Origin of the sequence: Burkholderia sp. 9120, from assembly GCF_000745015.1 — a bacterium.
GTDB lineage: Bacteria > Pseudomonadota > Gammaproteobacteria > Burkholderiales > Burkholderiaceae > Paraburkholderia.
On sequence record NZ_JQNA01000002.1, the window covers coordinates 3,097,677 to 3,109,990 of the forward strand.

Below are 12,314 nucleotides of genomic sequence, written 5' to 3' on the forward strand. Positions count from 1 at the left end.
CGCGCATCGCCTCACGAGGACTTTCAAATGACCCAGACCCTCCCCGCCACCAGCCGAGAAGTTCGTTTGAAGTCGCAGCCTGAAGGCTTGCCCCACGCCGACAACTTCGAGATCGTTTCGACACCGCTGCCGAAGTCATCCGATCATGAGGTGCTGGTTCGCAACCGCTATTTCCTGCTGTCCGCGTCGCTGCGCATGATGATCAGCAAAGGCGCGCAAGACGTGAAAGGCGTGCCGTTCCCCGCCCTGCACGAAGGCGACACGCTGGCCGCTGAAGCGCTTGGCGAAATCGTTTCGGCCCCTGCGGGCAGCGGTTTTTCTGCAGGCGACCTGGTGCTGCATTTTCAGGGTTGGCGCGAATACGCGGCGGTTCCTGCGGCAGATTGCAAGCGGGTTGTCGGAGGATTGCCGGACCCGATCGCGTATCTTGGGCATGGCTGGACCGCCTATGCCGCACTCACTCGCGGCGTGGAGATTCACCCCGGCGACACGGTGTTTATTTCCAGCGCGGCCGGCGCGAACGGATCGATGGCTGGGCAGATCGCGCGTTTGCTGGGCGCGGGGCGAGTGATCGGCAGCACCAGTTCCCGAGAGAAGGCGGCGCGGTTGGTGTCCGAGTTGGGCTATGACGCGGCGGTGTGGCGAGGCGCTACACCCATTGCCGAACAACTGGCCGCGGCGGCGCCGGAAGGTATCGATGTGTTTCTCGACAACGTCGGCGGCGAACAACTGCAGGCGGCGATTGCGAGCGCGCGTGAAGGCGCGCGCGTGGTGATCGTCGGGACGCTGTCGGGGCAACTGGCGAGCCATGGCGCGGGCAGAACCGCGCCGGTCGAGCTGGATTCAGTGCAGCTCCTGGTCAAGCGCATCACGCTGCGCGGCTACAGTGCCGACGACGATCCCGACGCCTACGCGGAGTGGATTCAACAATTCGCACGGTGGCTGGACGCAGGCAGCATCCGCTTTCCGCACGAGGTCATCGACGGGCTCGATCACGCGCCGCTCGCGCTGGAGCGGGTGATTCGAGGGGATTACTTCGGAACGGTGGTGATCAAACCGTAAGCGGAAAACGGGAAACAGAAGCCACCACACAAGATCAACCGCCCATCATCCCCGTGTCCCGAAGCTTCCGCAGTTTCGCGTACAGCGTAGTCCGCGACAAACCAAGTTGCCGCGCTGCCGCCGCGATATTGCCGGCGTGCTCATCGATCGCGCTCTGGATCGCGTTGAGCGCCTGTTCCTGCAGACTGCCTTGCTTGCCGCTCATGGCCAAAGCCGGCGCCGCCTGATCGAAGCGCGCGGTACTGGCAGGCGTCGCACGCCGCGCGGTGCTGCGATTGAGCGGCGCGCGCGCGTATTCCACCCAGATATGACTGCCGTCCGCGCGCGCCACGCGTTGCACGCCGCGGCCTCGTTGCAGTAGGCGGTTGAGTTGCGCGGGCGTCGCGTCGTCGAAAATTTGCCGCAGCTCCAGCGCGGGCAGCGGCGCGCCCGTGGGCAACGCGAGCATGCGTCGCGCCATCCGGCTGGCGGCGCGCAACTGGCCGTTTTCTTCGACCGCGAGCAGGCCGGCGAGCGGTGTGCCGAGCCAGCGCGGATCATGTTGCACGCGCAACAGATGACAGCCTCGCAGTGTGGCGAACAGACGCTGTTCGGCCGCCAGCGCGGCGAGCCTGAACTGCTCCTGAACCTGCGACACGTTCCGTTTCCCGGTGCCGGTGATATCCAGCGCGCCGATCACTTCGCCGTGAAAACCGAACAGCGGCACGGCGAGACAGAAGACCCGTTCGAACTCATCGAGGTAATGTTCGCCGCCCGCCACGATGGTTTCCGTGCCGTCGTGAATCACGCAACCCGGCGCGGTGGTGCCGATGTTGGGTTCGACGACGCGCCGGCCCGGCGTGATCGGCAGCAACAGGTCGTCGTCGCAAGCGGGACTCTGTCGTGCGTGAACGATGGTGCCTTCGGTATTGACGCAGAAGATCGTCCAGTCGGCGCCGCCGAACGCATCCCACAACTGTTCGATTTCGTCGACGACGCAACTATAAAGACGCCGGTCGGCTTTCGAGTCGCGCATGGTGCGCGACTTATCCAGCAGCTCGTATTGCGGCGTGCTGGAGGGCAGCAAGCCGGTGCCGCGCGAGCGCTCCCAGGAGCGCGCGACCGGCGCGGAGAGCAGCGCCGCCGGCAACTGCTCACCGCCGACAAACCGGGCGCGCGCCGCATGCAGGCGTTGTTGCCGTGAATCCGCTGAAGCGATCTTGGCCATACGGGTCTCCAGTCAGCGCAGCGTCGTTGACCGCTGCTGCGCCATGCCCGCACAGAATACCTCAGCGCTTGCGCGCAGCATCGCCAACCCGGCACCCGTCAATGCGCGAACCGCAGGATCGGTTTAAGCGTGATGCCGCTGCTGCTATCTTCGGCCGCCTGGTTGATCTGGTCGAGCGGGTAGAACCGGACCAGCTTGTCGAACGGAAATCGCCCTTGCTGATACAACTGCACGAGTTGCGGAATGAAGGTTTGCGGCACGCTGTCGCCTTCCACGATGCCGCGAATCGTGCGCCCATTCAGCAACAGACTGTTGATATCGAACTGCGCCAGGGTGCCGAGCGGCGGCGCGCCGACCACACCCATCGCGCCGAGCCGGCCGAGCGTTTCGATGCCTTGCGACAGCACCTCCGCGCGGCCGGTCGATTCGAGCGCGAAATCCACGCCGCCGCCGGTGATCTCGCGAATCGCTTCGATCATGTCGACTTCACGGCTATTCACCGTATGCGTCGCGCCCAACTCTTTGGCCAGCGTTAGCCGCGACGGCACGACGTCGACGGCGATGATCGTAGTGGCGCCCGCGACCCGCGCGGCCATCACCGCGCTAAGGCCGACCGCGCCCGCGCCGAGGCTCGCGAAGCTGCTGCCCGGGCGCACTTTCAGCGAGTTGATGACGGCCCCCGCGCCGGTCTGGATGCCGCAGCCGAGCGGCCCGAGCAACGCCAGCGGCGCGTCGCGCGGCACCTTGATGGCATTGTTCTCGCGCGCAATCGCAAAGCTCGCGAACGACGACTGCGCGAAGAAATGATCGTGCAGCGGCCGTCCTTCGTCGTCTTCGATCGCGTTGCGGCCTTCGAGATCGCCGCCGCCGAAGTTCAATCCGAAGAAGTGCTGGCAGTACGCGCCGTGGCCACCGCTGCAAGACGCGCAGTAACCGCACGCGCCATAAGTCAGCACCACATGATCGCCAACCTTGAGGTCCTTGACGGCAGGACCGGTTTCCTCGACGACGCCCGCGCCTTCGTGTCCCAGCACCGCCGGCAAGGGCACCGGGTAATACTGGTCGCGCACGATCAGATCGGTGTGGCACAGGCCGGTCGCCACGACGCGGACCAGCACCTCGTCCTCTTTCGGCGCGCGAATTCGTGCCTGCCGGATCGCGAAGGGCTCGCCCTTCGCGGTCGCGACGGCGGCGGTGATGGTGCGAAATCCGGCGGACGTTGTCGTTGATGTTGTCATGGCTGTCTCCTTGGCGTGCTTCAGATGGGATAGAGGGGCGCTTCGCCCTTGACCGTGAGCCACTGCCACTGGGTGAACTCTTCCCAGTTCGCCGGGCCGCCGATGCTGGTGCCGTTGCCCGATGCGCCCACGCCGCCGAACGGATTGATCACCTCGTCGTTGACGGTCTGGTCGTTGATATGCAGCAGGCCGGTGCGCAGGCGTTCGCCCATGCGCAGCGCGCGGCCGACGTTCGCTGTGATGATCGCCATCGAGAGCCCGTATTCCGTACGGTTGGCGAGCGCGATCGCATCCTCGTCGCTGTCGAACGGCACGACCACCGCGACCGGTCCGAAGATCTCTTCGTTGAACGCGGGGTTGTCCGGCGTGACGTCGCTCAACACGGTCGGCTCGAAGAACAGCTCGCGGCTGTGGCCGCCGGTCTCGAGAATCGCACCGGCCTGCTGCGCGTCGGCAACCACGCGCACCACGTGGTCGCGTTGCGCGGCGTTGATCAGCGGACCTAACGCAACGTCGGCGCTGGCCGGATCGCCGACCGTCAGGCTGGCCGCTTTCGCGACCAGCTTCTCGACGAAGGCCGCGTAGATTTTGCGCTGCACGAGCACACGGCCGGTCGCCATGCAGATTTGCCCCTGATGCAGGTACGCGCCCCAGGCGGTATTGGCGACGGCCAGTTCGAGATCGGCGTCGTCGAGCACGATCAACGAGTTCTTGCCGCCCAACTCGAGCGAGACTTTCTTCAGATACCGGCCGGCCGCTTCGCCGACCTTGCGGCCCGCCGCCGTCGAACCCGTGAACTGGATCATCGCCACGTGTGGATCGCTGGTCAGCGCCGCGCCCGCAGCGCCGTCGCCGGGCAAGACGTGCAACACGCCCTTCGGCAAACCGGCAAGTTCAAAAATACGCGCGATCGCAAAACCGCCGCACACCGCCGTGCGCGGGTCCGGCTTCAGCACCACGGCATTGCCCAGCGCGAGGGCGGGCGCAACGGCGCGCATGGCCAGATACAGCGGGAAGTTGAACGGCGAGATCACGCCGATCACCCCGAGCGGACGGCGGCGCGCCAACGATAGACGTCCCGGCACCGAGGGCAGTACTTCGCCGGCGGAACGCGACGGCAGACTGCTCGCTTCGTGCAACGCCTTGACCGTGACGGCGGTTTCGAAGCCCGCTTTCGCGCGCGTTGAACCGCTTTCCCGGACCACCCATTCGACGATCTCGTCGAAGTACGTCTCCGCCATACGCGCCGCGCGGCGCAGCACCGCAGCACGTTCGTCGTAGGGCAGCGCGGCCCAGGCGGGCTGCGCGCGCGACGCGCTCGCCGCCGATTCGCCGATCAGCGCAGCGTCGGCCATGCCGATACGGCCGAGGCGCTGGCCGGTAGCCGGCTCCGTCACGTCCGCTTCGGCGCTGCCGGCGTGCCAGTTGCCGGTGAACAGGCGGGCTTGCCAGAGGTCGCTGTCGAGTAACCGCGAGGGAAGAGTGACGCTCATGCTATCTCCTGAAACAGTGCAAGTTCGCTAGGGACCCACGCTGGACCCACGCAGGGTCCGCCGGTCGCTGAAGATAGGCGCTACGCCGTGGCGGCCGCTATCGGTGTTTGTTCCAGCGGCGCAAAGCACTGCGGCGACAGGGCGGTCGGCGCGAAAGTGTCCAGTTTCCGAACAGTACGCGCGCGGCGCTCGAAATGGATGAGCATGCTTCGATTCGTGTCGAAGCATCGGCGAGCAGGTGGCCTCTACACTCGTCTCAACTTCTTTCGACCTGGACGCGCCATGATTGCCAACCCTGATTCCGCCATTGAAACCGCCGCCGCCAACGCGGCCGTCCGCTGATCGTGGCCGCGCTCGCGCCGACTCGCCGCGCCGCGTCCCGTGTGCTTGCCGCCACCTGTATCAGCTACACGGTGGTGCTGCTGGACGCGTCGATCGTCAATGTGGCGCTGGGGGAAATCAGCCATACGCTGCGCAGCAACATAGCGGGACTCCAGTGGGTCGTCAACGCGTACACGCTGACCTTCGCGAGTCTGCTGATGACCGGCGGCACGCTCGGCGACCGGCTCGGCGCGCGCAACGTCTACCTCACCGGGCTCTCTGTCTTTGTGCTCGGTTCGGTGTTGTGCGGATTCGCGCCCGACCTCACGACGCTGACGTTGGCGCGCGCGTTGCAAGGCGTCGGCAGCGCGATGCTGGTGCCGTGCTCGCTCGCGCTGATCAACGACGCGTATCCGCTTCCCGCGCGTCGCGCGGCGGCCGTGAGCCTGTGGATGGGTTGCGGCGGTGTGGCGATGGCATCCGGTCCGTTGATCGGCGGGCTGCTGATTCATCTGTTCGGCTGGCGCAGCATCTTCTTCGTCAACGTGCCGATCGGGCTTGCCGGCATCTGGCTCGCGCAAGCGGTCGAGCGCACGGCGTCGCCCGGCACGCGGCATGTCGATCTGCCGGGACAACTGGCGGGCATCGTCGCGCTGGGCACGGTGATCGGTGTGCTGATCGAAGGGCATCGGCTCGGCTGGCAGTCCGCGCCGATCGTCGCGGGTATCGCGATTAGTGGCGTCGCGTGGGTCGCGTTCTTCGTGATCGAGACGAGGACCCAGCATCCCATGTTGCCGATGCCGTTTTTCCGCAATGCGTTGTTCTCGGCGTCGACCTTTGTGTCGATGGTGTCGGCGTTCGTTTTCTACGGCATGTTGTTCACGTTCAGCCTGTTCTACCAGCAGGCGCGCGGTTATTCCGCGCTCGACACCGGCCTCGCCTTCCTGCCGATGACCGGCATGGTCGCGCTGGGCGGTCTGCTGTCGAGCCGGGTCGTGAAACGGCTGGGCACGAGAGAGTCGATGTGTATCGCCTTCGTGCTGTACGCGTTGGGCGCCCTCGGCATGAGCCTCACGAACGCCGCTTCGCCGTACTGGGTCGCTGTCGTGCCGATGCTCGCCATCGGCATGGCGTCCGGCTTTATCTCACCGGCGGCGACCTCGCCCGCGCTCGGCACCGTCGATAAAAACCGCGCGGGGATTGCCGCCGCCGTGTTGAATTCGGCGCGTCAAAGCGGCTCCGCGCTGGGCGTGGCGATCTTCGGCACGTTCATTTCCACCGCCCACGTGTTTCAGCAGGCGATGAACCTGATTCTGGGCATCGTCGCGACGCTATCGACGATCGCCGCCTGCGTGTGGTGGGTGGCGTCGCGCCCGGTTGAAGCGGAGCCCTGTCGCCTGTCGTGAGTGAGCGACCGCGCGCAGCACCCACGACAACCACAACGGCATGCCTACACATCGATCCGCTTGCGCAAGCTCTCGCCGGCTAGAGGCAAATCACGCAAACGCTGCCCGGTCGCATCGAATAACGCATTGCCGAGCGCGCCCGCGGTCGGGCCCATCGACGCTTCGGCGACGCCCAGAAACGGCATGCCGGGCCGGTTGATCAGATGCACGTTCACGCCGCGCGGCACCGCCGAAAACCGCAGGATCGGATAACTGCTCCAGTCGAAGCTGCGGATTCGCGAGGTATCGAACTTCAGCTCCTCATACAGCGTCCAGCTGGCCGATTGAAGCACGCCGCCTTCGATCTGGTTGCGAATGCCGTCCGGGTTGACGCCTTGCCCGCAGTCCACCGCGACTTCCGCGTGTTCGAGAATCACCTGACCCGTTTCCGGCACAACGGAAATCTCCACGGCCATCGCGACATACGCCATCAGGTTCTTGTACTTGCCGAACGCGAAGCCGATACCGTGATTACGCTTGCGCGCCGCGCGCGGCCAGCCGAATTTTTCGGCGGCGAGTTTGATCACGTCTTGCGCGCGCGGGTCCTGCATATGCTTGAGCCGGAACGCGACCGGATCGGCGCCCGCGGCGGCGGCCAGTTCGTCCATGAAGGTTTCGATCGTGAAGACGTTCATGTGCGCGCCGAGCGAGCGCATCGCTGAGGTTTGCAGCGGCATGGTCGGCGAAAAATTGTTCATGACGTGCACGTTCGGCAACGTGTACAACGGAATCGCGTTGCGGTCGCCGCCGCCTTCGGGCTGCACCATCGGCACCGAAGGCGCCGACACGAACGGCTTCGCCAGCATGCGTGCCGGCAGAAGCCGGCCCGCGTTGACGATCCGCTCATTGTGCGAACTGCTCCACAGCGCGTAGTTCCAGTCGACGATGCTGCCGCCCGCGTCGAGCGACGCGCTCACTTCGGTGACCATCGCGGGCGTGAAGTGGTCCCACGTGTGCTCCTGTTCGCGCATCCACTGCACCCGCACCGGCTGGCCGGGCAACTCGCGCGCAATCAGTGCGGCGTGCGCGGCGACGTCGTCCGCGCCGTTGTGGCCGTAGCATCCCGAGCCTTCCATGTGGATGCAACGAACCTGCTCCTTGGGCAGCGAGAGCATTTCAGTGAGGCCGTCGCGCAGCGGGTAGACGCCTTGCGAATGCGTCCACACCGTCATCACGCCGTCCTTGAACAGCGCGACCGAACAGGACGGCCCGATCGAACCGTGCAGCATGTAGCGCTTGGTGTATTTCGCGCTGAGCGTTTTGATGGGCGTGCCCGCCGTACTGTGCGTGTTCGCGATCTCGATGTGCTGCGTGGAGATCGTCTTCAGATCGCGATGCACGGTGGCCGGATCGGGCAGCGCGCGGCCGCCGCTCCACTGGCTGCCGGCCGCCAGCGCGCGTTGCGCCTGCACCGCCTGCCATTCGCCTTTGGCGACCACGGCGAGCATGCTGCCGTCGCGGATCACCTTGATCACGCCCGGCATCTTCAGGATCTCGGGCGTGTTGGTCTGCATCAGTTGGGCGTCGTACACGGGCGGCATCACCACGCGCGCGTGCAGCATGCCGGGCATCGTGATGTCCTGCACGTAGCTCACGCCGCCAGTCACCTTGCCGGGAATGTCGAGCCTCGGCAGCGAGGTGCCGATCACGTTGAAGGTGGCGGGATCTTTCAGCGGCGACGACGGTGTCGCCAGACGATGCAGATCGACGAAGCCGACCGCCTGGCCGTAGGTCATGCTGCGGCCGTCGGGCGTTTTGATCACCGCGTTGCGCACGTTCAGCACCGTACTGCTCACGCCGAGCTTCGCCGCTGCCGCGTCGACCAGCAGACCGCGCACCTGGGCGGCGGCGTTCAGCAACGCGCTGCCGCTGTCGGCCATCGTGTGGCTGCCGGCGGTGAGTCCTTCGTCCGGCGAGGCGCCGGTGTCGGCGGTCAGGAAGGTGATCAGTGCGGGCGCCATGTCGAGCTCTTCGGCCGCGACTTGCAGCAGCGCGGTACGCACGCCGGTGCCGAGTTCCACCTTGCCGGTGTAGACGGTCACCTTGCCGGCCGGATCGATCTTGATCCACGCGTCGAGATACGGATTGGTCTTCAGGCTGCCCGCCAGCGTCTGGGTCGCTTTGCCGATATGCACGGCCGCGCCTTCGTCGGCGATCACTTCCTGCGCCATCGCCCTGACGCCGGGGAACAGGCTGAAGCTCACCACCAGCGCGCCGGACATCAGGAAGCGGCGGCGTCCTTCGTTGACGTCGTCGTGATCGAGGCTCATTGCGCGCCTCCATGAGCCACCGCGCCGTACGTTGCGGCAGACGCGGCCGCCGTATCCGGCACCGGCAAATGCGCGACTTCGCGGATCGCCGCGAGAATCCGCGTGTGCGTGCCGCAACGGCAGAGGTTGGTTTCCATATGGTCGAGCAATTCGCGTTCGGTGGGGCGCGGATTGCGATCGAGCAGCGCCTGCGCGCGCATGATCATGCCGGCGATACAGTAGCCGCACTGCGCCGCCTGGTGATCGATAAACGCCTTCTGCAACGGGCCGGGGTGCTCGGCTGTGCCAAGACTTTCAATCGTGCGCACGGCGCGCGTGCCGATCGCCGACACGGGAATCAGGCACGAGAACGTCGCCTTGTCGCCGACGATCACGGTACAGGCGCCGCACTGGCCGAGTCCGCAGCCGAACTTCGCGCCATGCAGATGCAGGTCGTTGCGCAGCGCGTACAGCAGCGGCGTGGAGGGATCGATATCGAGCGTGTGCTGCACGCCATTGACGGTAAGGTTGATCATCGCGCGTGGTTCTCCTTTCTGACTTTGGCGACCGTCGCCTCGACGTCCTGCCACGGGCCGCGCTGCGAATACGCGGCGCGCACGTAGGACGCCAGATCGGCGATCTGCTGGTCGCTATAGACCTCGCTGAAGGCGGGCATGTAGTTCATGCTGTCCTCGCCCTGCCAGCCGTTGCCGCTGAGGATCATCTGCGCGGTGTTGCGTGGCGTCGTCGCGTTGATCGCGGTGCTGAAGGCGAGGGTGGGGCGTTCGCCGATCGACTGCATCGGCGCGGCGGGGCCGTGGCACTGCGCGCACGAGGCGGCGAACAGCAACGCGCCGCGTTGCGCGCCGGGCGACGTCGCGCCCTGGTACGCCACGTTGACGAGTGCGGGCTGCGGCTTCTGGATCGACAGGAGGTAAGTGGCGATCGCTTGCACGTCTTCTTCCGGCACGGTCGCCAGATCGCGCGTGACCGGCAGCATCGGACCGGCCGCCGCGCCATGTTCGCTAGCGCGGCCGGTGCGCAGATAGGTCACGAGTTGTTGCTGGGTCCACGGCCTGGGCGCTGCGCCGAGCGCATTGAGCGCGGGCGCTTCCCAACCGTCGACCACGCCGCCGTCAAATGCATGGCCCAGCTTTTCGCCGCCGATCGCATTGAGCGGCGAATGACACGACGCGCAGTGCCCCAAGCCATCCACCAGCAGCTTGCCGCGATTCCACTGGGCGTCTTTCGACACATCCGCTTGCTGCTCGCCGGGACGCAGGAACAACACGTTCCAGAAGGCGAGCGGCGGGCGGAAATTCAGCGGGAAGATCAGGTCGTTGGCGGGCGCGTTTGCGTGGACCGGCTCACGCGTCATCAGATACGCGTAGGCCGCGGAGACGTCGCGATCGGACATGCGGGTGAAATGGATATACGGAAACGCGGGATACAGCAGATGACCGTCGCGCGCCACGCCATGACGGACCGCTCGCGTGAACGCTTCGAGCGACCAGTTGCCGATGCCCGTCTCGGGATCGGGCGTGATGTTGGTCGCGTAGATCGTGCCGAACGGCGTGGCCAGCGGCAGACCGCCGGCGAATGGCTTGCCGCCCTTCGCGGTATGGCAGACGATGCAATCGCCGAGCGCCACGACACGCGCGCCCGCGAGGCGCGTCTGCGAGTCGAACGACGTCGCGGCCGGCGGCGCGATCGGATCGATGGCGGGGTTCCACGCCAGCAGCAGGAAACCGGTCAGCGCGGCGAGGATGACCACGCCGCCTGCCGTCAGCAGTTTTGACTTGCGGGTCATTCACGCACCTCTCACTGAAGTCTTGATTTAAAGAAAACGCATGCGCGGGGTGGTGCATGCGAGTGGGGGACGAGCGCCGTCACCGTGTGATTCCAACGAACGGCACGGGTTTTTTATTGCAACGATGGTTTGTCGTGCCGGCGTTTTGACTCGATGGCGCTAGCGTATCGCCAACGTCATGAGAACTCCTGAAGCCGGACTAAAAACTTGTTAATCCGGACGGCGCGATGCCGTCCGGACGAAACTGCAAGCGTTAGGCAATCCGCGCGGCGTGCGGCCGGCCGATCGCGAGGTAGTGCGCCAGCGCAATCAGCGGGAAGGCGGTGGCGACCGTCGCGACCAGGGTCCAGCCGCCATGCTCATACAGCGGGCTGGCCAGCGCCGAACCTAACGCGCCGCCCACGAAGATGCTGGTCATGTACAGCGCGTTCAGCCGGTTGCGGCTCGCCGCGTGCAGCGCATAGATCTCGCGTTGGCCGAGCACCATGTTCATCTGCACGGCGAAGTCGAGCACGATGCCGGTCGCGACCAGGCCGAACACGCCCCACGCCGGATGAATCAACGCCGGCGTATAAGCGAGCGCGCCCACCACCAACGCGATCAGCGTGGCGCGCATCGTATGGCCGCCGTCGGCGAGACGTCCCGCCACCGGCGCCGAGGTCGCGCCGATCGCGCCGACCAGCGCGAAGATCGCGATCGCGGTCTGCGAGAGCCCGAACTGCCGCGTCAACTCGATCGGAATCGCGGTCCAGAAGAGGCTGAACGAAGCGAACATCAGCGCCTGATACAACGAGCGATGACGCAGCACCGGCATCGTGCGGACCAGATGACCGAGCGAGCCGATCAGCTCGAAGTAAGTCGCCTTGTGATCCGGCTGGCGGCGCGGAATGGTCAGCGCGAGCACGCTCGTGACGATCGCCATCAACACGGCGGCGCCGCCGAACACCACGCGCCAGCCGAAGTGGCCCGCCACCACGCTGGAGATCGGCCGCGACAGCAGAATGCCGAGCAGCAGGCCGCTCATGATCGTGCCGACCACCTTGCCGCGCGATTCGTCTGGCGCGAGGTGCGCGGCGAGCGGAATCAGGATCTGCACGGCGACCGAGCTGAAGCCGATCAGCAGCGAAATCGCGAGAAACCCGCCCGCGTGATGCATGAAGGTCGCGGCGGCGAGGCTCGCAATCGAAACGAGCGCGGTGGCGATCATCAGCTTGCGGTTCTCCAGCAGGTCGCCCAACGGCACGAGAAAGAACAGGCCGAGCGCATAGCCGATCTGCGTCAGCGAAACGATCAGGCTGGCGGTGCCGGTGGACATGTGAATGTCCGGCGCGATCAGTTCGGTGATCGGCTGCGCGTAGTACAGATTCGCGACGATCGCGCCGCAGCAGAACGCGAACAGCGCGATCAGTCCGCGGGTCAGTTTGACGTGGCCGGTACCGGCTGCCGTCGTGGATGCCTGGGTCGACATTGCAACTCCTTAAAAAGAAAA

Annotated in this window: 10 protein-coding genes; 2 read left to right on the forward strand and 8 right to left on the reverse strand. The window is 65.9% G+C overall.

Annotation, left to right across the window (positions count from 1 at the left end):
• The first annotated feature begins 27 nt into the window (after window positions 1–27).
• Window positions 28–1,062: an MDR family NADP-dependent oxidoreductase gene (locus tag FA94_RS22100; RefSeq protein ID WP_035562662.1), complete on the forward strand. Its 1,035-nt coding sequence runs from the start codon at window positions 28–30 to the stop codon at window positions 1,060–1,062.
• A 34-nt stretch (window positions 1,063–1,096) separates the two neighbouring features.
• Here the strand turns inward: FA94_RS22100 and FA94_RS22105 are convergent, their stop codons facing one another.
• From FA94_RS22105 to FA94_RS39785, 4 genes are all read right to left on the reverse strand, one after another.
• Window positions 1,097–2,269: a helix-turn-helix domain-containing protein gene (locus tag FA94_RS22105; RefSeq protein ID WP_035555142.1), complete on the reverse strand. Its 1,173-nt coding sequence runs from the start codon at window positions 2,267–2,269 to the stop codon at window positions 1,097–1,099.
• Between the two features lie 98 nt (window positions 2,270–2,367).
• A complete protein-coding gene (locus FA94_RS22110) occupies window positions 2,368–3,507 on the reverse strand; it encodes an NAD(P)-dependent alcohol dehydrogenase (RefSeq protein WP_035555146.1) in 1,140 nt (379 codons plus the stop codon).
• A gap of 20 nt (window positions 3,508–3,527) precedes the next feature.
• Window positions 3,528–5,000 (reverse strand): benzaldehyde dehydrogenase, encoded by a 1,473-nt coding sequence (locus FA94_RS22115; protein WP_035555150.1) that lies wholly within the window; start codon window positions 4,998–5,000, stop codon window positions 3,528–3,530.
• Window positions 5,001–5,080: 80 nt separating this feature from the next.
• Entirely contained in the window at window positions 5,081–5,206 is a 126-nt protein-coding gene (locus FA94_RS39785) for a hypothetical protein (protein WP_279614197.1), read from the reverse strand.
• A 138-nt stretch (window positions 5,207–5,344) separates the two neighbouring features.
• On the opposite strand from FA94_RS39785, the gene FA94_RS22120 reads away from it, so the two are divergent.
• Window positions 5,345–6,727: an MFS transporter gene (locus FA94_RS22120; protein ID WP_035555153.1), complete on the forward strand. Its 1,383-nt coding sequence runs from the start codon at window positions 5,345–5,347 to the stop codon at window positions 6,725–6,727.
• Window positions 6,728–6,771: 44 nt separating this feature from the next.
• Here FA94_RS22120 and FA94_RS22125 read toward each other — a convergent pair whose 3' ends face one another.
• From FA94_RS22125 to FA94_RS22140, 4 genes are all read right to left on the reverse strand, one after another.
• Complete coding sequence (locus FA94_RS22125) at window positions 6,772–9,036, reverse strand: xanthine dehydrogenase family protein molybdopterin-binding subunit (RefSeq protein ID WP_035555155.1); 2,265 nt, start codon at window positions 9,034–9,036, stop codon at window positions 6,772–6,774.
• Window positions 9,033–9,551, reverse strand: a complete 519-nt coding sequence (locus FA94_RS22130; protein ID WP_035555158.1) for a (2Fe-2S)-binding protein — start codon at window positions 9,549–9,551, stop codon at window positions 9,033–9,035. The genes FA94_RS22125 and FA94_RS22130 overlap by 4 nt, the downstream gene beginning before the upstream one ends.
• The gene (locus FA94_RS22135) at window positions 9,548–10,825 is read right to left on the reverse strand and encodes a c-type cytochrome (protein WP_035555166.1); all 1,278 of its coding nucleotides are present in this window, start codon (window positions 10,823–10,825) and stop codon (window positions 9,548–9,550) included. The genes FA94_RS22130 and FA94_RS22135 overlap by 4 nt, the downstream gene beginning before the upstream one ends.
• Window positions 10,826–11,078: 253 nt before the next feature.
• A complete protein-coding gene (locus FA94_RS22140; RefSeq protein WP_035555169.1) occupies window positions 11,079–12,293 on the reverse strand; it encodes an MFS transporter in 1,215 nt (404 codons plus the stop codon).
• Window positions 12,294–12,314: the final 21 nt, after the last annotated feature.

Coding starts and splice junctions, on each gene's coding strand:
- FA94_RS22110 (WP_035555146.1), bottom strand. CDS start 3,507: ATGACAACATCAACGACAACGTCCGCCGGATTTCGCACCATCACCGCC.
- FA94_RS22100 (WP_035562662.1), top strand. CDS start 28: ATGACCCAGACCCTCCCCGCCACCAGCCGAGAAGTTCGTTTGAAGTCG.
- FA94_RS39785 (WP_279614197.1), bottom strand. CDS start 5,206: ATGCTCATCCATTTCGAGCGCCGCGCGCGTACTGTTCGGAAACTGGAC.
- FA94_RS22125 (WP_035555155.1), bottom strand. CDS start 9,036: ATGAGCCTCGATCACGACGACGTCAACGAAGGACGCCGCCGCTTCCTG.
- FA94_RS22115 (WP_035555150.1), bottom strand. CDS start 5,000: ATGAGCGTCACTCTTCCCTCGCGGTTACTCGACAGCGACCTCTGGCAA.
- FA94_RS22140 (WP_035555169.1), bottom strand. CDS start 12,293: ATGTCGACCCAGGCATCCACGACGGCAGCCGGTACCGGCCACGTCAAA.
- FA94_RS22135 (WP_035555166.1), bottom strand. CDS start 10,825: ATGACCCGCAAGTCAAAACTGCTGACGGCAGGCGGCGTGGTCATCCTC.
- FA94_RS22105 (WP_035555142.1), bottom strand. CDS start 2,269: ATGGCCAAGATCGCTTCAGCGGATTCACGGCAACAACGCCTGCATGCG.
- FA94_RS22130 (WP_035555158.1), bottom strand. CDS start 9,551: ATGATCAACCTTACCGTCAATGGCGTGCAGCACACGCTCGATATCGAT.